General features: G+C 44.3%; 29 protein-coding genes and 1 riboswitch. Of the genes, 25 read left to right on the top strand and 4 right to left on the bottom strand.

Features of this window, described 5'->3' with window-relative positions; genetic code table 11:
• Positions 1 to 22: 22 nt before the first annotated feature.
• Entirely contained in the window at positions 23 to 1,597 is a 1,575-nt protein-coding gene (gene serA, locus AZ46_RS08405; RefSeq protein WP_029280183.1) for a phosphoglycerate dehydrogenase, read from the bottom strand.
• Positions 1,598 to 1,776: 179 nt separating this feature from the next.
• Positions 1,777 to 1,917, top strand: a riboswitch (FMN riboswitch).
• Positions 1,918 to 2,069: 152 nt separating this feature from the next.
• Between serA and AZ46_RS08395 the strand changes: the two genes are divergently transcribed.
• Positions 2,070 to 2,651, top strand: a complete 582-nt coding sequence (locus tag AZ46_RS08395) for an ECF transporter S component (RefSeq protein WP_029280185.1) — start codon at positions 2,070 to 2,072, stop codon at positions 2,649 to 2,651.
• Between the two features lie 43 nt (positions 2,652 to 2,694).
• On the opposite strand, the gene AZ46_RS08390 is transcribed toward AZ46_RS08395, so the two are convergent.
• Positions 2,695 to 2,943, bottom strand: coding sequence for a ferredoxin (locus AZ46_RS08390; protein ID WP_029280187.1), 249 nt, complete (start codon positions 2,941 to 2,943; stop codon positions 2,695 to 2,697).
• A gap of 290 nt (positions 2,944 to 3,233) precedes the next feature.
• On the opposite strand from AZ46_RS08390, the gene AZ46_RS08385 reads away from it, so the two are divergent.
• The 11 genes from AZ46_RS08385 to AZ46_RS08335 all read left to right on the top strand — a co-directional run bounded on the left by AZ46_RS08385 (position 3,234) and on the right by AZ46_RS08335 (position 13,084).
• On the top strand, positions 3,234 to 4,283 hold the full coding sequence (locus AZ46_RS08385) for a YpbB family protein (protein WP_029280189.1): 1,050 nt from the start codon (positions 3,234 to 3,236) through the stop codon (positions 4,281 to 4,283).
• A gap of 9 nt (positions 4,284 to 4,292) precedes the next feature.
• Positions 4,293 to 5,771: a RecQ family ATP-dependent DNA helicase gene (locus AZ46_RS08380; RefSeq protein ID WP_029280190.1), complete on the top strand. Its 1,479-nt coding sequence runs from the start codon at positions 4,293 to 4,295 to the stop codon at positions 5,769 to 5,771.
• A 4-nt stretch (positions 5,772 to 5,775) separates the two neighbouring features.
• Complete coding sequence (locus AZ46_RS08375; protein WP_029280192.1) at positions 5,776 to 6,360, top strand: CPBP family intramembrane glutamic endopeptidase; 585 nt, start codon at positions 5,776 to 5,778, stop codon at positions 6,358 to 6,360.
• Between the two features lie 4 nt (positions 6,361 to 6,364).
• On the top strand, positions 6,365 to 7,030 hold the full coding sequence (locus tag AZ46_RS08370) for a LysM peptidoglycan-binding domain-containing protein (RefSeq protein WP_029280194.1): 666 nt from the start codon (positions 6,365 to 6,367) through the stop codon (positions 7,028 to 7,030).
• A 109-nt stretch (positions 7,031 to 7,139) separates the two neighbouring features.
• Positions 7,140 to 7,598, top strand: coding sequence for a DUF2663 family protein (locus AZ46_RS08365; protein WP_158001628.1), 459 nt, complete (start codon positions 7,140 to 7,142; stop codon positions 7,596 to 7,598).
• 69 nt (positions 7,599 to 7,667) lie between these two features.
• A complete protein-coding gene (locus AZ46_RS08360; protein ID WP_029280198.1) occupies positions 7,668 to 8,303 on the top strand; it encodes a CBS domain-containing protein in 636 nt (211 codons plus the stop codon).
• 42 nt (positions 8,304 to 8,345) lie between these two features.
• A complete protein-coding gene (locus AZ46_RS08355; protein WP_029280200.1) occupies positions 8,346 to 8,735 on the top strand; it encodes a hypothetical protein in 390 nt (129 codons plus the stop codon).
• A gap of 128 nt (positions 8,736 to 8,863) precedes the next feature.
• Positions 8,864 to 9,784 (top strand): MerR family transcriptional regulator, encoded by a 921-nt coding sequence (locus tag AZ46_RS08350; RefSeq protein ID WP_029280202.1) that lies wholly within the window; start codon positions 8,864 to 8,866, stop codon positions 9,782 to 9,784.
• 122 nt (positions 9,785 to 9,906) lie between these two features.
• The gene (locus tag AZ46_RS08345; RefSeq protein WP_029280203.1) at positions 9,907 to 10,509 is read left to right on the top strand and encodes a genetic competence negative regulator; all 603 of its coding nucleotides are present in this window, start codon (positions 9,907 to 9,909) and stop codon (positions 10,507 to 10,509) included.
• 230 nt (positions 10,510 to 10,739) lie between these two features.
• Positions 10,740 to 12,011, top strand: a complete 1,272-nt coding sequence (locus AZ46_RS08340; RefSeq protein WP_029280204.1) for a Glu/Leu/Phe/Val family dehydrogenase — start codon at positions 10,740 to 10,742, stop codon at positions 12,009 to 12,011.
• 95 nt (positions 12,012 to 12,106) lie between these two features.
• On the top strand, positions 12,107 to 13,084 hold the full coding sequence (locus AZ46_RS08335) for a YpdA family putative bacillithiol disulfide reductase (protein ID WP_029280206.1): 978 nt from the start codon (positions 12,107 to 12,109) through the stop codon (positions 13,082 to 13,084).
• A gap of 27 nt (positions 13,085 to 13,111) precedes the next feature.
• Here AZ46_RS08335 and AZ46_RS08330 read toward each other — a convergent pair whose 3' ends face one another.
• A complete protein-coding gene (locus AZ46_RS08330) occupies positions 13,112 to 14,080 on the bottom strand; it encodes an asparaginase (RefSeq protein WP_029280208.1) in 969 nt (322 codons plus the stop codon).
• Positions 14,081 to 14,185: 105 nt separating this feature from the next.
• On the opposite strand from AZ46_RS08330, the gene prsW reads away from it, so the two are divergent.
• From prsW to fni, 9 genes are all read left to right on the top strand, one after another.
• Entirely contained in the window at positions 14,186 to 14,860 is a 675-nt protein-coding gene (prsW, locus tag AZ46_RS08325; RefSeq protein ID WP_029280210.1) for a glutamic-type intramembrane protease PrsW, read from the top strand.
• A gap of 256 nt (positions 14,861 to 15,116) precedes the next feature.
• Positions 15,117 to 16,034, top strand: coding sequence for a spore cortex-lytic enzyme (sleB, locus tag AZ46_RS08320; protein WP_029280212.1), 918 nt, complete (start codon positions 15,117 to 15,119; stop codon positions 16,032 to 16,034).
• 12 nt (positions 16,035 to 16,046) lie between these two features.
• Positions 16,047 to 17,390, top strand: a complete 1,344-nt coding sequence (gene ypeB / locus AZ46_RS08315) for a germination protein YpeB (protein WP_029280213.1) — start codon at positions 16,047 to 16,049, stop codon at positions 17,388 to 17,390.
• A 95-nt stretch (positions 17,391 to 17,485) separates the two neighbouring features.
• Positions 17,486 to 18,130: a flagellar brake protein gene (locus AZ46_RS08310; RefSeq protein ID WP_029280215.1), complete on the top strand. Its 645-nt coding sequence runs from the start codon at positions 17,486 to 17,488 to the stop codon at positions 18,128 to 18,130.
• Positions 18,131 to 18,181: 51 nt separating this feature from the next.
• The gene (locus AZ46_RS08305) at positions 18,182 to 18,376 is read left to right on the top strand and encodes a DUF5359 family protein (protein WP_029280217.1); all 195 of its coding nucleotides are present in this window, start codon (positions 18,182 to 18,184) and stop codon (positions 18,374 to 18,376) included.
• An 83-nt stretch (positions 18,377 to 18,459) separates the two neighbouring features.
• Positions 18,460 to 19,131, top strand: coding sequence for a (d)CMP kinase (gene cmk, locus AZ46_RS08300; protein ID WP_029280219.1), 672 nt, complete (start codon positions 18,460 to 18,462; stop codon positions 19,129 to 19,131).
• 5 nt (positions 19,132 to 19,136) lie between these two features.
• A complete protein-coding gene (locus tag AZ46_RS08295; protein WP_029280221.1) occupies positions 19,137 to 19,721 on the top strand; it encodes a lysophospholipid acyltransferase family protein in 585 nt (194 codons plus the stop codon).
• 129 nt (positions 19,722 to 19,850) lie between these two features.
• Positions 19,851 to 20,999: a 30S ribosomal protein S1 gene (gene rpsA / locus AZ46_RS08290; protein WP_029280223.1), complete on the top strand. Its 1,149-nt coding sequence runs from the start codon at positions 19,851 to 19,853 to the stop codon at positions 20,997 to 20,999.
• A 12-nt stretch (positions 21,000 to 21,011) separates the two neighbouring features.
• Entirely contained in the window at positions 21,012 to 22,073 is a 1,062-nt protein-coding gene (gene fni, locus AZ46_RS08285) for a type 2 isopentenyl-diphosphate Delta-isomerase (protein WP_029280225.1), read from the top strand.
• Positions 22,074 to 22,124: 51 nt separating this feature from the next.
• Here fni and AZ46_RS21465 read toward each other — a convergent pair whose 3' ends face one another.
• Positions 22,125 to 22,256, bottom strand: coding sequence for a YpzI family protein (locus tag AZ46_RS21465; protein ID WP_081414146.1), 132 nt, complete (start codon positions 22,254 to 22,256; stop codon positions 22,125 to 22,127).
• A gap of 128 nt (positions 22,257 to 22,384) precedes the next feature.
• Between AZ46_RS21465 and AZ46_RS08280 the strand changes: the two genes are divergently transcribed.
• The 4 genes from AZ46_RS08280 to der all read left to right on the top strand — a co-directional run bounded on the left by AZ46_RS08280 (position 22,385) and on the right by der (position 25,598).
• Complete coding sequence (locus tag AZ46_RS08280) at positions 22,385 to 22,978, top strand: YphA family membrane protein (RefSeq protein WP_029280226.1); 594 nt, start codon at positions 22,385 to 22,387, stop codon at positions 22,976 to 22,978.
• A gap of 1 nt (position 22,979) precedes the next feature.
• Positions 22,980 to 23,876 carry a YIEGIA family protein gene (locus AZ46_RS08275; RefSeq protein WP_029280228.1) on the top strand — a complete coding sequence of 299 codons (897 nt, stop codon included), beginning with the start codon at positions 22,980 to 22,982 and terminating at the stop codon, positions 23,874 to 23,876.
• Positions 23,873 to 24,064 carry a capping complex subunit for YIEGIA gene (locus AZ46_RS08270; RefSeq protein WP_029280230.1) on the top strand — a complete coding sequence of 64 codons (192 nt, stop codon included), beginning with the start codon at positions 23,873 to 23,875 and terminating at the stop codon, positions 24,062 to 24,064. Before AZ46_RS08275 ends, AZ46_RS08270 begins: the two co-directional genes overlap by 4 nt.
• A 223-nt stretch (positions 24,065 to 24,287) precedes the next feature.
• Positions 24,288 to 25,598 (top strand): ribosome biogenesis GTPase Der, encoded by a 1,311-nt coding sequence (gene der / locus AZ46_RS08265; protein WP_029280232.1) that lies wholly within the window; start codon positions 24,288 to 24,290, stop codon positions 25,596 to 25,598.
• Positions 25,599 to 25,607 lie beyond the last annotated feature (9 nt).

Raw genomic sequence — 25,607 nt, 5'->3', positions numbered from 1 at the left:
TTGCTCGTTTTTGATTCATTCCTTATAGCTCGATAGGTTTTATGGACACAATGTCATCGATGTCAGAAAGGGTTTTAATGAGGGAATCATCAAGCTTGCGGTCGAATGACAGCATCATGATGGCTTCTCCGCCTGCATTTTTTCGTCCTACCTGCATCGTTGCGATGTTGACTTCATGATCTCCGAGAATTCTTCCGACGCGTCCGATGACTCCCGGCTTATCTGTATGCTGAATATAGATAAGGTGACCTGCGGGATAGAAATCAATGTTAAAGGAATTGATGCCGACTATGCGTTCGCCGTAATGCGGAATATGTGTTCCTTTTATTTCAAACGTAGTCTGGTCTCCGTGAATGGACACCGTAATACAGTTTTCGTAACCTGACTGATTCGAAGTGATTTTTTCGCTGAAGCTGATGCCACGCTCTTTAGCGATCATCCCTGCGTTTACTTCGTTGACATTTGATGCAACGCGCGGAGTCAGGAATCCTGCAATCAGGCTTTTTGTTACAAAAGACGTTTCAAGTTCCGCAACAGAACCTTCGTATTTAATGGATATATCATGTACAGGCTCTTTCATGCACTGTGAAACGATATTGCCCATATTCTTTGCGAGCCTGTAAAATGGCTGGATTTTTTCGAATACTTCCTTTGTCAGAGCAGGCAGGTTCACAGAAGTAGTGACGATCTTTCCATCTAGGAAGTCGAGAACATCCTGTGCAACCTGAGCTGCTACATTCAGCTGGGCTTCTTTTGTTGATGCCCCTAAATGCGGTGTGGCAATCACATTGTCAAATTTCAGAAGCGAATGATTTTCCGGCGGCTCTGTTTCAAATACATCAAGGGCAACACCGGCAATATGGCCGTTTTCAAGATAAGGGATGATGGCTTGCTCATCTATAATTCCTCCACGTGCACAATTGAGCAAATAAACGCCTTTTTTTGTTTTCGGCAGTGATTCAGCCCCGATCAGGCCTCTTGTCTCTTTAGTAAGAGGTGTATGTACGGTGATAATGTCCGCCTGTGTCAGAACTTCATCCAATGTGGCGCTTTTAACAGATATTTTGGCTGCGCGGTCGCGGGTTAAAAAAGGATCAAATACGATTACATTTACCCCGAAGGCCTGTGCTCGCTTTGCAATTTCAGTTCCGATTCTGCCGAGTCCCACGATACCGAGCGTTTTGCCGAAAAGCTCCGTGCCGACAAATGCATTCCGGTTCCATTCATTGGATTTAACAGATACCGTTGCCTGCGGGATATGGCGAAGGAGAGATGTCATCATGGCAAATGTATGTTCAGCTGTCGAGATGGTATTTCCGTCAGGTGCATTGATGACGACGACGCCGTGCTTTGTAGCAGCATCAAGATCAATGTTATCGATTCCAACCCCTGCCCTGGCAATAATCTTAAGAGAGGTCATTTTTCCAATCAGTTCGTCTGTGACTTTTGTGGCACTGCGCACCAGTAAAGCATGAAATGTATGTAGCTCATCTTCTGCTTCGGCAGCTTTTTTCTGGACAACTTCGACGTGTTCTGCTTCGAGTAAAGGCTGCAGACCGTCTGCACTCATTGAATCTGAAACAAGAATTCGGTACATGTTTATCCCCCTAAGTACATCTAGTAAATATCAGATAATTTATCATATTAAGATTATTGTGTCAATAACATTAACGCGGTACAACGATAAAGACATTTGCTGGAAAGATGTTTCGCAAGCAAATGTATTCACAAATTGAAACAGATGCAGTATACTTATCTCGAAAACAAAATAACATGATCTATCTTCGGGGCAGGGTGAAATTCCCGACCGGCGGTAAGGAAAGATATTTTTTCCAAAGCCCGCGAGCCGTCCTTGTGATGGCAGGATCTGGTGAGATTCCAGAGCCGACAGTAAAGTCTGGATGGGAGAAGATGGAGGTTCTGGCGTTTAAAATGAAGATTTTAACCGTTTATTTGACCTTGATTAAATTCTCCCCACAGTGATTTTTCACTTGGGGTTTTTATTTTTTCTTGGAAAAACAGGACGTTTCCTTTCTTTCCGGATGGATCGAAAAAGGAGAGAAGCAGCAATGCAGCAAAGTAAAGTCAAAAAGCAGGTATCGATTGCGATGCTTGCGAGTGTTGGGTTTGTGTTGATGATTTTTAATTTCCCGATTGGTTTTTCAAGCTTTTTGGAGCTTGATTTCGGGGACGTGCCGGCCATTATTGCAGCCATTCTTTACGGACCTGGCGCAGGGATTATGGTAGAGGCACTTAAGAATGTTCTTCACTATATTATTATGGGCAATGCAGCTGGAGTACCTGTCGGACAGCTGGCTAACTTCACCGCTGGAGTTCTTTATATTCTGCCGGCATCCTATCTGTACAGAAGAATGAACAGCATGAAAGGGCTGGCAATCGGCCTTTCAGCAGGAACTGTCCTCATGGCAGGTGCTATGAGCGTCCTGAACTATTACTTGTTTATTCCTGCCTACACGTGGTTCCTGAATGCACCTGCAATGGCAGCGCCTGAGCTTAAAGCGCTGATTGTTAGTGGTATTCTGCCGTTTAACTTAATCAAAGGTATTGTGATGGGCTTTGTGTTTATGGCGATCTTCGCCAAGCTGAAAACATGGGTTCATGCTCAAAATGACTATAAACGGGCTGCATAAGCCCAATAAAAAACCCTCCGCAAATGCGGAGGGTTTTCGTATGCTATTCGAATTTCAATGCGTCGCCGTCAAATGACTCGTCAGCAATTTTGATGGAATCAGTCGGGCAGCCCTCATATGCATCCATCATGTCTTCTTCAAGGATCTCAGGAACTTCAACAATTCCCTGGTTATCATCAAGGGTTACAAATGCAATACCCTCATCATCATAATCATAAATGTCCGGTGCAGCAGCTCCGCAAGCACCGCAAGCAATGCACGTATCTTTGTCAACAATTGTATACTTTGCCATCAAAAAAACCTCCTCTGATTTGGTTACACTCTATGATATGGTACTTTCATTCATTTGTCAGCGCACGAGTAAAACGTAAGTCTGAACGAGTGCGTACCTCTTTATATTTATACATTGTAAATCTGTTTTTAAAACTTTTCAATAGTAAAGTACATTGAGAATACTTATCATATAAGGGTTTCTAGTATTTAAGGTACCCTTTGAACGCAACTTTAAACGCCTTTTTTTATACAGAATCTGTTACAATAAAGGATATATCGAATCGTGTCAAAAAGTGCAGGGTGATGACCATGACTTTAACTTATATGGATTGTATTTACCTGGAATGTCTGGAGAAATTCAGAGGCGAACGGACGGCATCTGCTGTCTTTCATCTGCTGAAAGGAAAAAAGTCTTCCCAGACCATCCAGGACAGCAAACTTTTCAGTCTGTCCCGCCTCTTTGGAATGTTTCCCGATCTTTCAAGAAAAGAATTTGATGCAGCCATTGGGGGACTTGTAAAGAGCGGGTGGCTGCTTCCCGTTGAAGGCGATGTATGCCGGCCGAATCCTGATGCCGTCATTCATAAAGAAAATAGGATAAAGGAAAGGCCGCTTCCTAAAGATTTGGACGGAACTCTATATTCGCAGGCAGGTGTGCATTTCTGGAAGCGGACCGTCCTTCTCGCGCAGGTGCTTTCACATGCAGCAGCCGGGAGCGCGCGCTATCTGCCTGTCATAAGAGATGAAAAAGTGCAGCGATGGGTGAAATCCTATCTTAAAGGAATGCCATTCTCAAAAGAAGAGCTTGCCTTCAGCATGTATCAGGAGATGCAGGCATTTCTGAAGCGGGCCGACCATACAGCGGCCTCTGTGTGGGTGTATCAATTAAGTTCCAAAAGCAGAATCGGGTTCACCTACCAGCAGCTTGCCGAGAAATTTAATGAGGATGAAGTATACATCAGGCTCTTGTTCTGGGGGCTTGTTCACCGTTTTTTAAAGGAATCAGCGCAAAATATTCACACATATCCAATACTGCATGCCGTTTCAAAAGATTTGACAAAAAGCGATTCCCTGACTGAGTCTGCTTCCAAAACACTTCATCTGATCCGCTCAGGAAAGTCGATTGATGCGATTTCTGACATAAGGCGTTTGAAAAGAAGCACGATAGAAGACCACATTGTCGAGATCTCTTTAAATGACTCCGGTTTTGATATCTCAATGTTTCTTGAAGAAGAGGGGCTTGCACTGATTACACGCAAGATTCAAGAACTGAATACCCATCAGCTGCGAATCGTAAAAGAGGCTTTAAATGACCGGTTCAGCTACTTTCAGATCAGGCTTGCCTACACAAGAACCTAGGAGGATGCTATGAACGTTCAGCAGGCATTGTCCCGCTATTTTGGATATGAACACTTTCGGGAAGGGCAGGAAAATATCGTTCGGGATGTGCTGTCAGGCCGGGATGTCCTTGCCATGCTGCCGACTGGCGGAGGAAAGTCGCTGTGCTATCAGCTTCCAGGCTATCTCCTTGAGGGAACCGTTCTGATTATTTCTCCTCTGCTCTCTCTTATGGAAGACCAGGTGCAGCAAATCGGCCTGCGGGGCGAAAAAAGGGTGATTGGACTAAACGGCTCTCTTCCATATCTTGAAAGGCAGAGGGCTCTTTCTCATTTGAATCAGTACAGGTTTATCTTTGCGTCACCGGAAATTCTTCAGTCTGAAGCGGTTCTTTCCGCACTCTCTGCCGTCCGAATATCCCTGTTTGCTGTCGATGAAGCCCACTGCATCTCTCAGTGGGGCCATGATTTCAGACCGGACTACTCAAAATTGGGCGAACTTAGAGAAAGCCTCGGCAATCCACCATGTCTTGCCCTGACGGCGACGGCGACAAAAGAGGTTTTAGCAGACATTGAACAATCACTGAATATGAAAAAAACGATCAGGCACGTCTATTCAGTGAACAGAAGCAACATCAGCATCAAAATCGAGGAATATTCCTCATTGGAAGAAAAACTTCAGCGGGTTCTTGAGCTGGTGCGGACCCTTGAGGGACCCGGAATCATTTACTGTGCAAGCAGAAAGTGGACAGAAAGCATTTCGCTTTTTTTACAGGCTGAAGGCATTAAGAACACAGCTTTCTATCACGGAGGCATGGAACCGGAACAGCGGACGCTGATTCAGCATCAGTTCCTATACGGACAGCTGGATGCCGTATGCTGTACGAACGCATTCGGGATGGGAGTAAACAAAGCGAATGTGCGCTATGTGATCCATTTTCATTTTCCGGCTCAAATGGAATCCTATGTTCAGGAAATCGGAAGGGCAGGAAGAGACGGGCTGCCAAGTGCTGCCGTCGCTCTGATTGGAAAAGGAGACCGTGATCTTCCGCTTTCCATGATCGATTCTGAGTTCTGCACCTACAGTCAGCTCCATGAATGCATGTATGCCATGTCATCCGGAATGACCCCGGAAGATGCGTTTAACATGGCGGGGATAAGTGAGATTCAGGGCAGGTTTATCCTGCATCATTTGACATCTTTTGAAAATGGGATTCGCGGTTCAGAACAACAGGCAATCGACTGGATTTTTTCCCGCATTGAAAACCGGCGCCGGTTGAAACTTGAAAAGCTTGATGGCGTCTTGCACTGGCTGTCTTCACCGGAGTGCAGAAGAAAAGGAATATTGGCATACTTTGGGGAAGAAACGTTTCAAAAACAGGAACTCTGCTGTGACAGATGCGGGGTGAGCCTGTCTTTTCTGAAACAGGATCAGTCAAAGCGAAGGATGGATGACCAGCTGCCTGACTGGGAAACAGAATTAAAGGCTGTATTTGGCCAGAACGAGTGATAGCATGGTAAAGCGTCAAAATGAACTTGTTAAAAGCATGAGTGACAGTCAGCTGCTGAAGCAGCTTTACTTTACTCAAATTTTACTACTTACAATTTCCGCTGTTTTGAGTATGATATTATTTAACGGTGTGTCAGAATTTGCGGGCTTGTGGAAGCCTGACACCGGCCAGATCCTCCTAATTGGAGGACTGACAGCAGGAGCTGTTCTTATATTTGATTGGATCATCATGAAGACGATGCCTGAAGATATGTATGATGACGGCGGAATCAATGAAAAAATGTTCAGGAACCGCTCTGTTCCCCACATTTTTTTTCTGTGCCTGCTGATTTCTTTTACAGAAGAAGTGCTCTTCAGAGGTATTCTGCAGACGCATTTCGGTTTTTGGGCAGCGAGCCTCATTTTTGCGGTGCTCCATTTCAGATATTTGTCAAAATGGCTGCTTTTTTGCATGGTGGTGCTGATCAGCCTGCTGCTGGGATTCGTGTATGAGCAGACTGGGAATTTATTTGTAACGGTATTTGCCCATTTTTTAATAGATTTAGTGTTTGCCATTCAAATTCGCTTGAATCACATAAGACGGAGGTGACAAGATGAGCAGAATGGAAAGAGCGGCTTTAGCCAAAAAAGCTAAAATTGAAGACGTGAAATCCCGGACGGGGAGCTACCCTTCACGAAGCGAGATTCACAAAAAGAAAGAGAAAAAAAAGTCACCTTATAAATATCCTGCAGTCACTTTGCTTGCCATTTTCTTTTTTCTGCTTCCCATCGGCTTTTATTACACCATTTCGTATTTTGATGAACGCAGCAAAACCGTTGATGGCGAAAATATTTCCGATTATGAAGACGTGCTGATAAAATACGGAGATGATGAAGAGCAGGAAACAGACGATCAATCAAGTCAGGCCCCGGATGAAAGTAATTCTGCTGCGGCCCCGGAAGGCCAAACGGAACAAACAGAGACAATGACAGCCTCAGCAGACCTTTCTGCAGGCACAGGAGGGCAGGGGGAAGCCTCTGAAACAAAACCCGAACCTCAGCCCGAAAAAGAGCCAAAGCCGGAACCGGAAGCCGCAGCTGAGCCAAAAGAGAACTACAGGATTGTTGAACATACCGTTGGTCCTGAGGATAACCTGTACCGCATATCTGTTAAATATTATGGCGGACGATCAGGAGAAGATCTGATCAAACAATGGAATCAATTAAGCGGAGACGGAGTTTATGAAGGACAAGTCCTGAAAATACCGCTCAAACAGTAAAACGCATGCTGAAGAACGCATGTGTTTTTTTGTACATGCATTTCATAAGAAGGCGGACAGCATCATATAGTTTTATAGACAATTTGTTCGATCGGGAGATGTGATGCATGTGGAAAAGCAAATACTGGAGCTTGGCGGGTCGACAGATCAGGCAACAAGGGAAATGCTGCAGAGCGTGCTGAATAAAAAAAGAAAGTACGACCGGTATAAGAAAAACTGTTTCAAATGGCAGATGTTCACACTCTTTGGCGGTTTAGTGTATTTCCTGTATGTTTATCAGTTTATTGTCGTTCCAAATGGAAGCAATATCGGGTATATGCTTGGAGAGCTGGTCGGCAGCGTTCTGCATTTTTTCGTCGTGCTCCTGCTTGGATCAGGCTATGCAACAGCCCGTTATTATAAGAAAAAAGAAGAAAAATATGAAAAGGAATATCATGGCCTCCGCACAGAAATCATCCGAAAAAGCTCAGAGCTATGGCCGCAGCCGTATCATTGGAAAAAAAGAGGAGAGGTTTATGACATGATGAAGAAGCATTATGACATTAATCTTTATTTTGAAAGCAAATAATTGCATGAAACGCAGAGGATTTTGACAGATAAAAGCGAATGTATGCTAAAACGTTAATGGGGTGATGCGATGTTTGTCAAAAGTACAATGATACCGAAAAACCGGACGGTACATGCAGAAGCTGGTGATTCATTAAAAACAGTCCTTGAAAAATTGGAACATCACAAGATTGACGGTGTTCCTGTCCTGAAAGGGGCAGCATACATAGGCATTGTGACGAGATTTCATCTTTATGAAGAGTTTTTCCAGTCAGAGTTAAAAAAAGAAGCTTTTCTTTCTGAGAAAAAGGCTGAGGACATTGCTGTACACACTGACGTATATCTCGAAGGCGAAGAAATTTTTGAAAATACGCTCCTGCAGCTGAAGGATTATCCCCTGATTGCTGTAGTCGGCGTGGAAAAAGAATTCCTCGGAATCGTTACGCGGTATGATGTGCTTGAACAATTTCAAAGTGCTTTTGGAATGAACAAAAAGGGTGTAAGAATTGCTTTTACTTCTGTGGAAACAGAAGGAAGAATTGCGAGATTGACAGAGCTTGCAAAGCAATTCCACGAAGACATTATCTCTCTTGTTACGTTTGATGAAACAGAGAGCATGGTCAGAAGAATCGTCATGAAGATAGAGAAGAAGGACAACATTAACAGGTTTATTGAACGAATTGAAAAATCCGGCTTCCGGATACTTGACATTTACGAAGATGAATAAAGCTCCTCTCCCTGCATATAAAGATGTGGGGGAGGGGTTTTTTTGTTCAGTCTGCTTTTGCGCCTTATCGCCGGCTTTGCTGCCGGCAGTGTGTCCTGCTTCTTTCTGCCGGTCAGGCTACCTTTTCATTTTCCAGAATTCATTATGGGGCTTGCCCTGTTTCCGGGCAGATCCTTTTTGGGCATGTTTTTTTTTACAGTCTCCTTTCTTCTGCACGCATCCTTGCTTAAAGAAGCTGTTATGAATGCTTGGAAGCTTTTAAAAAAGGAAGGAAATATCGTCCATTCAATCGTTTCCTTTTGTGTTATTTTGAATTTCTCCCTATTAGCTCAAATCGGCATCTGGCAAACAGCCGGATTAGCCTGTTTCAGCGCCGTCTACGGTCTCACGTCCTATTTCCTGCACAGACAACAGCTGAAAAGAGCGCATTGAAAGAAACATGCCTCGAAATTTCAGAAAATACTAGAGATCAGACTATTCAACTGTTATACAAAGTTTACACAAGGTGTTTAATCCTATATACTTTGATTACAGTGATTTTTGTAATTGGAGGATTTGATATGTCCAGTCAAGAAGGCAAATACAACATAAAGGCAGTCTCCAAAATGCTTGGAATCCAGCCGGGAACCCTCAGAGCCTGGGAAAGACGCTATAACATGATCGCACCGGTCAGAAATGATTCCGGCCACCGCTTATATACAGAAGAACACATAAAAATTTTAAAATGGCTGATCACGAAGGTGAATAAAGGGTTTACGATCAGTCAGGCTGTCAATCTTCTTGAACACAGCGAACTGCCTTCAGAAGACCCTGTCAGCGTTTCAGCAGCACCGGATGCCTCCGACCGGTCAATGGATTTAACAGAGGAGCTTATGACTGCGCTCCTCTCATTTGATGAGAACACCGCCCACGAGCTGCTTAACAGAGCCTTCAGTCTTTACTCGATTGATAAAGTGCTTATCGATATCCTCGGAACGCTGCTTGTTAAAATAGGAGACCTGTGGGAAAACGGAAAAATTACATCTGCCCATGAGCATTTTGCGTCATCTTTTCTCAGATCAAGAATCGGCATCATCCTTCATACTCTTCCGGTAAACGGACTGCTTCCCAAAGTGGTCTCTGTGTGCGGACCGGGCGAATGGCATGAACTCGGCCTGTTGATCTTCACCCTCTACCTCCGGAGAAAAGGGTTTGAGGTCATTTATTTGGGGACAAGCATTGCTGACGGAGATATCGATATTGTTCTGGGTGAAGTGAACCCGAAATTCCTTTTCTACTCCTGTACTCTGCAGGAAAATGTAGAAAAGACAATCGCATCTGCAGGTGAACTCAGAGGAAAGCATGAACACCTCATAATAGGACTCGGTGGAAACGGCTTTAATAAGGTTTCAAGAGATGATCTGAAGCCATATGAATCCATGTTTGTCGGCAATACAAAAGAAGAGTGGGACACCTGGCTGAAAGAACGTCTGTCTGTCTGAACCATTTTGCTTCTCTAAACCTGTCCGATTGGTGTAAACTTGCTGGAAAATCAGGCGAACCATCCCACCTGCAATTCATATGATAAAGAAAAAAGTACGTTCTGACGGCAGGAGGGTAAGGGATGCGGCTAGAGCGATTGAACTATAACAAGATCAAAATCTTCTTAACCATAGATGATTTAATGGACAGAGGACTGACAAAGGAAGACTTATGGAAAGATTCTCTGAAAGTGCATCAGCTTTTCAGGGAAATGATGGACGAAGCAAGTGAGGAGCTTGGATTTGAAGCGAGCGGCCCGATTGCTGTAGAGGTTTATTCTCTTCAGGCGCAAGGCATGGTGATCATCGTCACCAAAAACCATGAAGAAGAAGAATCCGATGAAGATTATGCGGATGACTATATTGAAATGCAGGTGAAGCTTGATCAGAATTGCGACATTGTCTATGAATTTCATGAATTTGAAGACATTATCCAGCTGACAAATGCTCTTTATTCTCAGGGTCTGAAGGAAGGAACAGTCTATTCATACCAAAACCGTTTTTTTCTTATACTCGACGAACACCAGCCAATACATGTTGATACGCTTGTATCCATTATCGCAGAATACGGGAATCCATCGATGATATCCATCCATTACTTACATGAGTATGGCAAGTGCCTGCTTGAAGACTTCGCTGTAGAAAAGCTGTATTCCTATTACTGGAAGAAGAACCCGCAGTCTTAAAGACTTCGGGTTTTTCTTTCAATGAAGATGTCTTACTATTCTAAGCTTTCGAACTATACTTATGTGTTTGAATCCTGTTTTATCCATATCCTCCACTTCATTGAAATCGCTTACAAAAATACGTTTTCTTTTCGCTATTTCTACTTTGCAGAAAAGGGCCAAAGGTGTATACTATGTCATGAAAGGTGGACATTCCACCCATCCTGAAGAGACAGTAGGAGGTTTACTCGATGGTAGCCGAAAAGAGCACCAATCATAAACGAGAAAAGCATGATGTGCTGAAATCAACACAAACGGTGATACATAAAGCCCTGGAGAAGCTGGGTTATCCTGAAGAAGTGTATGAATTACTAAAAGAGCCGATGAGAATGATGACGGTAAAAATACCTGTTCGAATGGATGATGGTTCAGTTAAAATTTTTACTGGCTATCGCGCGCAGCATAATGATGCAGTAGGGCCTACAAAGGGCGGAATACGTTTCCATCCTGGAGTAACCGAAACTGAAGTTAAAGCGCTGTCAATCTGGATGAGCCTGAAGTGCGGAATTGTTGACTTGCCATACGGCGGAGGAAAAGGCGGAATCGTCTGCGATCCCCGTGATATGTCATTCCGTGAGCTCGAGCGGCTCAGCCGCGGCTATGTAAGAGCAATCAGCCAGATTGTCGGACCGACAAAAGATATTCCGGCACCGGATGTTTTTACTAATTCACAGATTATGGCCTGGATGATGGATGAATACAGCCGCATCGATGAATTTAACTCTCCTGGATTTATTACAGGGAAGCCTCTTGTTCTTGGAGGTTCGCACGGACGTGAATCAGCTACTGCTAAAGGTGTAACAATTTGTATTCATGAAGCCGCGAAGAAAAAGGGCATTGAGCTGAAAGGCGCGAGGGTTGTCGTGCAGGGCTTCGGAAATGCGGGAAGCTACCTTGCGAAATTCATGCATGATGCAGGAGCCAAAGTCATTGGAATCTCTGATGCATACGGCGGTCTTCACGATCCTGATGGTCTTGATATCGACTACCTTCTTGACCGCAGAGACAGTTTTGGTACTGTGACAAAGTTATTTAATGATACGATTACAAATAAAGAGCTGCTTGAGCTTGATTGCGACATTCTTGTACCGGCAGCGATTGAAAACCAGATTACTGAAGAAAACGCCCATCTCATCCGCGCAAGCATCGTTGTTGAAGCGGCGAACGGGCCAACAACGATTGAAGGGACTCAAATTCTGACTGACCGCGGCATTCTGCTCGTTCCTGATGTGCTTGCAAGTGCCGGCGGTGTTACGGTTTCATACTTTGAGTGGGTTCAGAATAATCAGGGCTACTACTGGACGGAAGAAGAAGTTGAGGAAAAGCTCGAAAAGGTTATGGTCAAATCCTTCAATAATATCTACGATGCGTCACAGACAAGACGAGTCGATATGCGCCTTGCTGCCTACATGGTGGGAGTACGCAAAATGGCGGAAGCGTCAAGGTTCAGAGGCTGGATTTAAGTTAATTGTTTGCAACTGTTCATGAAATCTCCTATCATTACCGGTAGGAGATTTTTTTGCATGTAGCAAAAACTAGAAATTCAGGAGTGAACATGGTGAAAAAAGAAGAGGTCATCATTATCGGAGGAGGTCCATGCGGACTTGCGGCGGCACTTGCTTTAAAAGAAAAAGGGATCGATGCCCTTATTATAGAAAAAGGAAATATTGTTAATTCTATTTATCATTATCCTACACACCAGACTTTTTTCAGTACAGCCGAGAAGCTGGAAATTGGAGGCATTCCGTTTATTACTGAAAACAGGAAGCCTTACAGAATTCAGGCGCTTGCCTATTACCGTGATGTCGTCAGGCGCAGCAGTCTGAGAATTCACGCCTTTGAAAAAGTGACAGGCGTAACAAAGGAAGGCAAGTCCTTTATTGTTTCAACATCAAAGGATACATACAATGCAGATTACATCATTGTCGCAACCGGGTATTATGATCATCCTAACTATATGAACATTGAGGGTGAGGACCTTCCAAAGGTGTTTCACTACTTTAAAGAGGGTCATCCATTTTTTGATAAAGATGTCGTCGTTGTGGGCGGAAAAAACTCAAGCGTCGATGCGGCGCTTGAACTGGTGCACTCAGGGGCCAGAGTCACGGTTATTTACAGGGGCGGTTCGTATTCGCCAAGCGTTAAGCCTTGGATTCTCCCTGAATTTGAAGCGCTTGTCAGAAACGGAACCATTAAAATGAAATTTAATTCACTCTTAAAGCGGATAACAGAGGATACAGTTGTCTATGAAAAAGACTGCAAAGAAGAAGTGACGATCCAAAATGATTTTGTCTTTGCGATGACAGGCTATCATCCGGATCATTCTTTCCTGACAAAAATGGGTGTGGACATTGATCCCGCTACGGGACGTCCTGCTTTTTCAGAAGAAACGATGGAAACAAACGAAGCGGGCATTTATATTGCGGGCGTCATTGCAGCCGGGAATAACGCAAATGAAATCTTTATTGAAAACGGACGGTTCCATGGCGGACTGATTGCAGAAAACATCGCAGCAAAAAAAGACATCACTCCATAAGGTGATGTCTTTTTTTTGTCTGGTTCTTTAAAAGGAAAAAATCTTCTGAAGTTCGCCTGCATCCTGTGTTGTCTCAAGAGCAATCATCAGTTTCAGGCGGGCTTTTTGCCCGTTCAGGCCGTTGCTGAAGATAATGCCGGCTTCTTTCAGTGTTTTTCCTCCGCCTTCATAAGAATAAATATCCTGAACAATGCCGTTAAAGCATCTCGAAACAATGACAATTTTGACGCCTGCATTCATAAGTTTAGCAAGTGCAGGCATTAAGGTTGGCGGAAGGTTGCCCTGTCCAAGCGCTTCAATGACAAGACCGTCAGGCTTCACTTCGGCGATTGCCTTTAAAATTGTGTCGTCCATCCCTGCATAAGCTTTAAGAAGCATGACCTGTTTCGTCAGATGATCGGCTTTAAGATGAGTGCGGTTTACAGGTTTGTGATGAAAAGCCACTCCGCGCTTGTTGACAATTCCAATGGGTCCGTACTGAGGACTCTGGAAGGTAGCAACGTTGCTGGTGTGGGTCTTGGTAGCGTTTTTTGCCGAGTGCACCTCATCATTCATTACGACAAGCACGCCCATATCTGCAGCTTCAGTGCTCGCAGCCACCTGAATAGAGGAAACAAGGTTATACAGCCCGTCCGACCCGAGCTCATTGCTTGAGCGCATGGCGCCTGTTATGACGACAGGAATCCGTACATTAAGAGTTAAATCAAGAAAGTAGGCTGTTTCCTCCAATGTGTCCGTTCCGTGTGTAATCACAATTCCATCTATTTGATCTTTTTGACATGCTTTTTTAATCGTTTCTTTAAGTTCGAGCATTTCTTTTGGCGTGATGTGCGGTGAAGGCAGATAAAAAAGTTCTTTTGAAGTAATCACAATATCGTTAAACGTAAGCAAATGCTTAAGCAGCGGATTGGATTCTCCCTGCTTGACCTCGCCGGTTGTTTCATCTTCGCTCATCGAAATGGTTCCGCCTGTATGGATGACAAAAATATGTTTCATAAGCCCCTCCGGTTGTTCAATATCTTTTCTCGCAATTCATTTTCAATTTTACGATAACATGATACCATTATAAATAGAAGAATTTTGAAGAAAGAAGGCCTGCGGATGATTGCCATTATTTCTGCCGGCATAGCCCCTGGCTTAGCCATTTTAAGTTATTTCTATTTAAAGGACCAATATGAAGCAGAGCCGATTTATATGGTGTTCCGGTCATTTGCCTTCGGGGCGCTGCTTGTTTTTCCGATCATGTTTATTCAGTATGTGCTTGAGACGGAACAGATCATTGACTCAAAGGTGCTGCTGGCTTTTTTCTCGAGCGGACTTTTGGAAGAATTTTTTAAATGGTTTATTTTATTTGTGACCATCTATCCGCATGTTCATTTTGATGAACATTACGACGGCATAGTGTACGGGGTCGCTTCATCACTGGGCTTTGCTACACTTGAAAATATTTTATACTTAGTAGGAAACGGACTTGAATTTGCTGTCGGCCGTGCGCTGCTTCCGGTTTCCAGTCACGCATTATTTGGCGTGATTATGGGCTATTACATGGGAAAAGGAAAGTTTTCCGAGCTCTCGGAAAAAAGAAAATGGATTCTTTTTTCGTTAATGGTTCCCGTCATTTTGCATGGATTGTATGACTATATCCTTGTTGCCCACAAGCTCTGGCCGCTTTATATGGTGCCATTTATGCTATGTCTCTGGTGGTTTTCCCTGCATAAAGCAAAAAAAGCGAGAATGATTAAACATAATAAGTATGCAGTGGCTTTAAAACAATAAAATACGGATCCGTAAAAGCAATCCTGCACCAGGATTGCTTTTTTTGCGCATTGCGCCCCCTGCGGAAAGTTCGGTTCAGCACCAGGATTACAGCTGAATTGCCATTTCCATTTCACCTCTAAATGAACAGAACTTCTAAACATGCTGTATAAAATACCAATTACAACAAAAAATACGTTGTAAGGAAATTCATCAATCATGAGGAGGCAGCAGCATGCAGAAAAAACGTTTCATTTGGATGACGGCGGGTGCAGTGATGATTGCCCTTGTTTTTCAATTAACGATTTTTAATCAAAATGAAGCCCATGCGTTTTCGGATCAAGTGATTCAAAAAGGCGCTGTTGGCGATGATGTTGTGGAACTGCAGGCAAGATTGCAGTACAACGGCTATTATAACGGTTCAATTGACGGGGTGTATGGGTGGAGCACATATTGGGCGGTGCGCAATTTTCAATACGAATTTGGGCTGAAAGAGATTGATGGTCTGGTCGGAGAAGCAACGAAGCATAAATTGTCACAGACTACAAAATACTACCGTGATTTTGTCCACAGACAGTTGAACAAAGGAAAAGATTTCACTCATTATGGCGGCGTGCCGCTCGACAGACAGGTTGCTCCTTCAAAGGAATATAAGGCGAAGCTCAAAGCGACCTATGGAAAAAAAGGCGGCCAAAAAGCGCCTGCAGGCCAGGCTCAGCAAAAAGAGCAGCCAAAAGCGCAGGCACCTCAGCAGAAGCAGCAGGCACAGCCAAAGAAGCAGGCTCAGCCTAAATCACAAAGCAAAGCAAAAACAACGGCCGTCAATATGCCGGAAGGATTTTCACAAAATGACATTCAGCTGATGGCTAATGCCGTATACGGGGAAGCACGCGGCGAACCTTATATCGGACAGGTAGCGGTTGCAGCGGTTATCATCAACCGGGTGGACAGCGCAACATTCCCGAATACGGTGTCAGGCGTTATTTTTGAACCGCGGGCGTTCACAGCTGTAGCTGACGGCCAGATTTGGCTGACACCAAACGATACAGCTAAAAAAGCAGTCATGGATGCGATTAATGGATGGGATCCGACTGAAGGGGCCATTTATTACTTTAACCCTGATACAGCGACAAGCGGATGGATTTGGGGACGTCCTCAAATTAAACAGATTGGAAAGCACATATTCTGTAATTAAGAGGTGAACAAAATGATCAGAGGGATTTTGATCGCAATACTTACAATTGGTGTTGTCGGAACGGCTTATTGGGGCTATAAAGAGCATCAGGAGAAAAATGCCGTGCTGATACATGCAGAAAACAATTATCAGAGGGCTTTCCATGACCTGACCTATCAAGTGGACCAGCTGCATGATAAAATCGGCGCAACTCTTGCCATGAATTCAAGAAAATCACTTTCTCCCGGTCTTGTTGAAGTCTGGAGAATCACATCAGAAGCACATTCAGATGTAGGACAGCTTCCGCTGACTCTGCTGCCGTTCAATAAAACAGAGGAATTTCTCGCAAGCATTTCTGATTTCAGCTACCGCACAGCAGTCAGAGACCTTGACAAAGAACCGCTTTCAGATCAGGAATACGCAACTTTAAAGCAGCTGTATGCAAAATCAGAAGATATTCAAAAAGAGCTGCGGAATGTTCAGCATATGGTTATTGATAATAACCTGCGCTGGATGGATGTAGAGCTTGCCCTTGCTGCAGGTGAAGAAAAGCAGGATAACACGATTATTAACGGATTTAAAACGGTTGAAAAAAATGTGAATGCTTACTCAAGCACAGACTTTGACCCGTCGTTTACTTCAGTAAAAAAAGAAGAGGAAGGCTTTAATCATTTAAAAGGTAAAGTCATTACTGAAAAAGAAGTTCCGAAAATTGTCGAAAAATTTGTTCCAGGCTCTACGGGAAATATGAAAGTGACTCCAAATGGAAAAGGATCTCCCCTTGAATTTTACAGTGTATCGGTCAATGACCCTAAAAAGAAATCGGAGATCTATCTTGATATCACGAAAAAAGGCGGATATCCTATCTGGCTGCTTCAAAACCGCAAAGTGGCACAACCGAAGATCAGCCTGAATGAGGCTTCAAACAACGCGGCCAAATTCTTGAAAGATCAAGGTTTTTCAGATCTCATTCTTTACGAAAGCGCACAGTTTGAGAACATCGGAATCTTTTCCTTTGTTTCCGTCTATGAAAACGTAAGGCTGTACCCTGATGCAATCCGCATGAAAGTGGCGCTTGATGACGGCAAAGTCATCGGTTTTTCTGCAAGGGATTATCTTGCCTCTCACAGAAAACGCGAAATTCCTAAGGCAAAGCTCAGCACAGAAGAGGCTAAGGGCTTTGTGAATCCGAATCTGATGGTTCAGGAAGACAGACTCGCCATCATCACAAATGAGCTCGGAGAAGAAGTTCTCTGCTACGAGTTCTTGGGAACGATGGAGAATGACACGTACCGGATCTTTGTGAACGCTGAAGACGGTTCAGAAGAAAAGGTTGAAAAACTGGATAACTCCGAACCGATTTATCAGGAAATTTAGGAGGATTTTTTTCAGAAGGAAAAGCAGAATAAGGCTTTTCCTTTTTTTTATTACATGATTTAATAAAAGAAGAGAGAATGAAAGAGTGTGATCATGTGCTGGCAATTGGAGATACACTGTATATTGAAGTGCAGGGCGGGGATGCGGCAAGATTAAGATGCCGGGTAGTCGATCTAAAGGACCGGGTCTTATATACCGATTATCCGATTAATGACGAAACAGGCAAAACGACCTTTCTTTTAAATGGAACAGAAATAAACGCCTTTTTTTCACAGCATGGGCAGGCATATTTGTTTCAGTCTGTTCTTCTTCACAGAAAAAAAGAAAGTATTCCAATGCTTGCTTTTACGCTTCCTGAACAGAATGGCTTTACAAAAGTGCAAAGAAGAGAATATGTAAGAGTTGAAACAGATGCCGATGCCGCCATTCATTCTGTATCTGATGCTTTTAAGCCTTTTACAGCCTTAACCGTGGATTTAAGTGCAGGTGGAGCCGCCGTGAAGGTGCCTGCAAACGCAGGGCTTAATGAAAATGATCAAGTATGGATGTGGCTTTCTCTCCATTTCCAAAACGGCAGTATCCAGTACGCGAAAATTCAGGCGAACGTAATAAATGCCGGCAAATCGGGCATAGCGGCCCTGGAATTTACGGATATGACAGAAACTGACCGGAAACAGCTGCTGCAGTATTGCTTCGACCAGGAGCTGCTTCTGAAGAAAAAGAAGACTGCAGCCGAATAAGACCCGCGCTCCTGCACCATACTAATGGTAAAAACGGAGTTTGATAAGTAGATGAAACGGGCAGAGAGAATACTCTTTAAACTAATCATGATCCATCTGATATTGCTCCTGTGCGCGCAGGCTGCCCTGACAAATCCTGGTTTGCAGCCTCACATCTCGCGTGTGGTACAATATGAAGGTGTAAACAAACTGACAATCAGCGAATGGCTTGAAACGTTCAAACAATCCAGTGTGCAGGACAAGTAAACCTGCATTCTTTTTTGTTTGTTCTAAAAAGCCTGCCAGAGCGGCTCAGGCTAAGAATCTGGTAAACTACCCGAGGAGGAACTATGGAACGTACTATTTCTATTGCAATTGACGGCCCTGCTGCTGCAGGCAAAAGTACAGTTGCGAAAATACTTGCAGAAGATTATTCATATTTATATATTGACACGGGAGCTATGTACAGAGCACTCACATACATGGTCCTTAAGAAAAATGAGGACCTTGAAAATGAAGCAGCTGTTAAAGAAATTCTTTCGGATGCACATATTGAACTAGTTCCAAGTGAAAGCGGCCAGCTTGTTTTTGTGAATGGGGAAAATGTCACAGAGCAAATCCGTTCACATGAAGTGACAAACTCTGTATCCATTGCGGCCAAGCATGCATCCGTGCGGGAAGAAATGGTGAAACGCCAGCAGGATATGGCTGTAAACGGAAGAGTGGTCATGGACGGCAGGGATATCGGAACGCACGTGCTGCCGAATGCGGAAGTGAAAATTTTCCTTCGCGCTTCTGTTACTGAGCGCGCAAAAAGAAGGCATGAAGAAAATCTTTCTAAGGGCTTTACCTCTGATCTTGCGCAGCTTGAACTTGAGATTGAAAGAAGAGACAAGCTTGATTCAGAAAGAGAAGTAGCCCCGTTGAAAAAAGCAGAGGATGCAGTTGAAATCGATACAACCTCTCTCTCCATTCAGGGAGTTGTAGATGAAATTAAAAAAATTGTCCAAGAGAGGCTTTGATGCGGATGAGTTTTTATCAATTTGCCAAGGGTGTTGTCGCGTCGGTTTTTTTTCCGCTGTACAGGATTGAAATTCACGGGAAAGAACACTTTCCAAAAGACGGCGCTGTTCTTCTCTGTTCAAACCATATTGACAATCTGGATCCCCCGACCGTCGGAATCTGCGCGCCGAGACAGGTGCATTTTATGGCGAAAGAAGAATTGTTTCGGGTGCCGGTTCTTGGGGGTATAGTTAGGAAAGTCGGCTCATTCCCGGTTAAAAGAGGAATGAGCGACAGGGAAGCCATCAGGAAAGGGCTCAATGTCCTGAAAGACGGCGGAGTGCTCGGCCTGTTTCCGGAAGGAACACGGAGCAAGGACGGCAAGCTTGGAAAGGGACTGGCAGGCGCAGGATTCTTTGCGCTGAAATCAGATGCAAGCATCGTCCCGTGTGCCATTATCGGCACCTACAAGCCTTTTCAGAAAGTAAGGGTTTATTTCGGTCCACCGATCGATTTTGCTCCGCTCCGCGAGAAGAAAACGTCCGCAGATGAGGCTACAGAACTGATTATGTCGAAAATTGCTGAATTGCTCGAAAAACATCAATCTTAAGAGTCTAACTACTTGACAAAATGTAGCATTTATTAGAAGTTAGTAAAAAGAGTATTTTCACTTTATTCTAAAAAGTGATTTCATACATATCCAACTAAGTCGTGGGTTGTGACCAAGGAGGTAATTGGAATGGTTGAAGACATGAATGATGTAGAAGTAAAAACACCGGAAGTCGGTGATGTCCTGAAAGGGATCGTTACCAAAGTAGAAGACAAACAGGTAATTGTTGAAATTGACGGCGTAAAGCATACAGGCATAATTCCAATCAGTGAATTATCCAGTCTGCACGTTGAAAAAGCTTCCGATGTTGTAAGTGAAAATGAGGAATTGCAGCTGAAAGTAACAAAAGTTGAGGATGAAGCCCTCATCCTTTCAAAAAGAGCGATAGATGCAGATCTTGCCTGGGATCAGCTTCAGGCCAAATTTGAATCAAAAGAAGTGTTTGACGCGGAAGTGAAAGACGTTGTAAAAGGCGGTCTTGTTGTAGACCTCGGTGTCAGAGGATTCATACCGGCGTCTTTAGTGGAATCACATTTCGTCGAAGATTTTTCTGACTACAGGGGCAAAACGCTTTCTCTTATGGTTGTTGAAATTGACCGTGAGAAAAACCGCGTCATTCTGTCTCACCGTGCGGTCGTAGAAAAAGAGCAGGGTGAGAAAAAACAGCAGCGCCTTGACATGATCAAAGCAGGAGAAGTGCTGGAAGGCACTGTCCAGCGCCTCACTGATTTCGGTGCTTTCGTCGATATCGGCGGAATTGACGGTCTTGTCCACATTTCACAGCTTTCGCACAATCATGTTGACAAGCCTTCCGAAGTTGTTGAAGAAGGGCAGAAGGTCCAGGTCAAAGTTCTTTCTGTCGACCGTGACAACGAGCGGATTTCTCTTTCCATCAAAGAAACCCTGCCTGGACCATGGGAGAATATTACAAGCCAGGTGAAAGCGGGCGACGTTGTTGAGGGTACAGTAAAACGTCTTGTTTCTTTCGGAGCATTCGTTGAAATTCTTCCTGGAGTAGAAGGCCTTGTCCATATCTCCCAGATCTCAAACAAGCACATCGGCACACCTCATGAAGTTCTTTCTGAAAACGAGAGCGTTCAGGTTAAAGTGCTTGATGTCAATGAGAACGAACAGCGTATCTCCCTAAGCATCCGGGAGCTTGAAGAACCTGAAAAAGCGGACGAAGAAGACTACCGCAATTATCAGGCGAAAGAAGAATCATCCGGCTTCCAGCTTGGTGAGATGATCGGTGATCAATTAAACAAATTAAAAAAGTAAACGGTGATGACTGTGAGCAGAGCTAAGCGAAAGATTGACCATATTCAACATGCTTTAAAAACAGGACAAAAGCGTAATAATGGATTCAGCGACATCCTGTTTCTTCATCAAAGCTTGCCTGATACAGCTGTTCATCACATTGATATGCATACTGAAATTGGCGGACTTGTCTTAAGTTCGCCAATTTTTATCAATGCGATGACAGGCGGAGGCGGTTCTGAAACAGTTAAGATTAATGAAGCATTATCTTCTGCGGCTGCTGAATGCGGGATCCCTGTTGCAGTCGGATCGCAAATGTCGGCGATAAGAAATCCCTCTGAACGGGAATCCTATGAAATTGTGCGCAAGGTGAATCAAAAAGGCGTCCTGTTTGCCAATCTCGGCAGCGAGGCAACGCCTGACCAGGCGAAAACGGCAATTGACATGATTGAAGCAAATGCTCTTCAAATCCATCTTAATGTTGTGCAGGAACTTGTGATGCCAGAAGGAGACCGTGACTTTTCAGGGGCGTTAAACCGGATTTCTGCTATTGCAGAGGCAGTGGATGTACCCGTCTTTGTAAAAGAGGTGGGCTTCGGCATAAACCGTGAAGCAGCTTCAAAACTTGCGGATGCAGGTGTGAAAGCCATTGATGTCGGCGGCTATGGCGGAACGAATTTTGCCAGAATTGAAAATGAGCGGAGAAGCAGGCTTCTTGAAAGCTTTAATGATTGGGGCATTCCAACGGCGGCGTCAATCGCAGAAATTGCGTCATCGGTGAAAGATGTTTCCATCATCGGTTCAGGAGGCATTCAGGATGCGATGGATATCGCAAAAGCTGTCGCCCTAGGTGCGTCTGGAGCCGGCATGGCAGGCTTCTTTTTAAAGATCCTGATTGAAGACGGCTATGAAGCACTCGTTCTTGAAATAAAAAATGTTCAGGAAGAATTGAAAATGATCATGGCTGCCCTCGGTGCTGAAAGCGTCAAACAGCTTCAGGAAGCGCCGGTCATTATATCAGGGTTTACCCACCATTACCTTTCCGAACGGAATGCAGATACAAAAGCATGGAGCAATCGAATAATCAGGAAATAAAGTAATCCGCATCTCTAAGCAGAGATGCGGATTTTTTGCATATATAAAACCTTATTTATTTCTGGCTCTCGATTCTTCCGGACTTTCAAGTGATGCAGCGCCTTTATAAGTTAACGATTGATCTCTGTCAGATTCCACTCGTCCGCTTTGTTTCAATTTCTTTTCCTGTCTGTCGCGTCCCATGTGTTTTTCCCTCCTTTTATGGCTTAGTATGACTCAATGCCGCTTGCTTCATCAGCAAAATTTTTGCCGGTAATTTGGATTAAAGAGGTAAAAATGCAGCCATACTGGTAGAAATAGGAGTGAGAAGAGTGGAGAACGTATTTTACTATTGGATTTTGTGGGGAGCATGGATTATAGCGGTGTTTTTAATGAAAAAATCTGCAAAGCGAACCTTTCTTTCCTTTTTGCTGCTGACATTCATCATAACAGGAGAGATGACGGCACAGGTCTATCCATTTACGGTCAGTGTGCCGTTTGTTCTGACCTTGCTGACGGGGTATTATCTTATCTCGAAGTCACCCAGAAAGCTCTATTCTTTTCTGTCAGTGATGACGATGTCGGCAGCCTATGCAGCTGTTCATTTAGTGGAACTGTTTGATCCGGTCTGGTTTGCGGTCGACAGGTTTTATGTCGTTACGGGTCTTTTAAGTATATTAGCGATTTATCTTGGGAAAAGTATCCATGAACGTTTAGGCTTCTTATTTGTTGCAATAGCCCATGGAGATGTCCTGTTTTATGGGATCTTAAGCAGGTTTTACAGCGGCCTTGCCATCGGATCCTATGACTACATGAATATGGCGGCTGTCAGTCTTCTCGCTGTCTGCACGTGGACCGGCGTGGAAGCGGCAATGGCTGCCTTGAATCAAACTCTGCAAAAAGCAGCAAGGGGGAAGCAGGCATAGGATGAATGAATATACGTTACCGATCATTTTTGGTGTAGCATTTGGGGTTTTTACAAGACTTTATATGCTTCGGACTGATTACAGGCAGTATCCCACCTATCTTCACGGGAAAATCATTCATGTGGCGCTTGGAGTCATAGCGGCCGGCCTTGGCACAATCGCGATTCCGGCAATCATGGAAGAAGAATTTACAGCCATCACGTTTTTAACCCTTGCAGCTTCACAGTTCAGGGAAGTAAGAAACATGGAGCGCAATACATTAACAGAGCTTGACGGCTATGAACTTGTGCCCCGCGGGGCTACTTATATTGAAGGAATTGCCGTCGCCTTTGAAAGCCGCAATTATCTCGTGATCTTTACATCTTTAGTTGTTACGCTTGTCTATTTGGCGCTGAATGTTTGGGCTGCACTTGCATCAGGCGTCATTTGCCTGCTCGTGTCGAAAAAATTGATGGCGGGAAGCAAGATTAAAGATATCGTGGACATCGAATATGTAGCGCCCCATTTTGAAGGGGCCGGACTTTATGTGGATAATATTTATATTATGAACATCGGGGTTCCAGACAAACAGGAAGCTGTATTGAAATACGGCATGGGCTTTGTGCTGACTCCAAAAAATTACAACGCCAGAAATACAATCGCCAATCTGGGTCAGAGGCAGGCAATCCTTCATGATGTGTCTACAGCCCTCGGCGTTCATCGCGATTCAGGAGAGCCTTCCCTTGTTCCGCTGGCAAAAAGAGACCTTGATGACGGCCGTCTTGGTGTTTTTGTTCTTCCCCAGGGCGGAGACAAAGATCTTGCAAAAACCGTGATAGGCGAAGTTCCTACCCTTGAAAATGCCATTCGCATGCCAAGTGAATCAAAAGCAAATAAAGAAGGCAGGTCGGTCAAGTGAACACAGCTCTTGAAAAGTATATACTCGCTGCAGTGACGACCAACCCGGCGAAGGTAGCAGGAGGGACGGCTGTCTTTATTGTGAAGGACAAGGAAGAAATGGATTTTTTCGCAAAGAATCTTGAAGCCATCCTGGATGGCATTGCCCATGGAATCGGCGAGGATCTTTACATAATTGTCAAGCATTGAGTTGTACAACATGCTAATCTCTGCTAATATATAAAAGTTAAGCCCTTCCTAAAAGAGAAGGGTTTCTTTCATGAAGGCTCTTCCCTGAGTCTTGTTATCATGGTCAGAAAGGCTGCAAATGTACAGCCTGAGTTTTTTGAAAAAGCTTATTGTACAGAAAATGAGACTGATGCTGCCTGTTTAACATAAATACGTAAATTGTAAGCTGAAAGGAAAGATCGCTATGGCTAAACCCGTAATTGCAATTGTTGGACGCCCAAACGTCGGCAAATCAACAATTTTTAACCGGATTGTCGGTGAACGTGTATCTATCGTTGAAGACATCCCAGGAGTAACACGTGACAGAATTTACAGTTCAGGAGAATGGCTGAACTACCAGTTTAATGTGATTGATACAGGCGGTATTGACATCGGCGACGAACCGTTTCTCGCACAGATCCGCCAGCAGGCGGAAATCGCGATTGATGAAGCTGACGTCATCATCTTTATGACGAACGGCCGTGAAGGTGTCACAGCTGCAGATGAAGAAGTCGCAAAGATTCTTTACCGCAGCAAAAAGCCTGTCGTTCTGGCTGTAAACAAAGTCGATAACCCTGATATGAGAGCGAGTGTTTATGACTTTTATGCGCTGGGATTCGGCGAGCCGTTTCCGATCTCAGGCTCCCACGGCCTGGGCCTCGGTGATTTGCTTGATGCTGTGGCAGAGCATTTCAAGAACCTTATTACAGAGGAATATGATGAGGAAACCATTAAGTTCTCCCTTATCGGTCGCCCGAATGTCGGGAAATCTTCCCTTGTTAATGCCCTGCTTGGTGAAGAGCGCGTAATCGTCAGCAACATTGCCGGCACTACACGTGATGCGGTCGATACAAGCTACCGCTACGAAGGACAGGACTTCGTGATCATCGATACGGCTGGTATGAGGAAAAAAGGGAAAGTATACGAATCAACGGAAAAATACAGCGTGCTGCGTGCCCTTAAGGCCATTGACCGCTCAGATGTTGTTCTTGTCGTCATTGACGGGGAAGAGGGCATTATTGAGCAGGATAAACGCATTGCAGGCTATGCCCATGAAGCAGGCCGTGCAGTTGTCATTGTAGTAAACAAATGGGATGCTGTAGAGAAGGATGAAAAAACGATGAAGGACTTTGAAGTGAAGATCAGAGACCACTTCCAGTTCCTTGATTATGCTCCGATTGTTTTTCTTTCGGCAAAAACGACACGCCGCATTCATACATTGCTTCCGCAAATTGTGCGTGCAAGTGAAAACCACGCTCTGCGCGTTCAGACCACTGTATTGAACGATGTCATCATGGATGCAGTCGCCATGAATCCGGCGCCGACAGACAAAGGCAAACGACTGAAAATTTACTACGCTACACAGGTTGCAGTTAAGCCGCCTGCGTTTGCTATTTTTGTCAATGAACCCGAATTGATGCATTTCTCATATGAGCGCTTCCTTCAGAACCGCATCAGGGATGCATTTGGATTTGAAGGCACGCCGATCAAGATCTTTTCACGGGCCAGAAAATAATAGAGGTGA

The sequence above is a fragment of the Metabacillus indicus LMG 22858 genome, assembly GCF_000708755.2.
Taxonomy (GTDB): domain Bacteria; phylum Bacillota; class Bacilli; order Bacillales; family Bacillaceae; genus Bacillus_P; species Bacillus_P indicus.
This window is presented reverse-complemented; position numbering and strand designations above follow the sequence as displayed.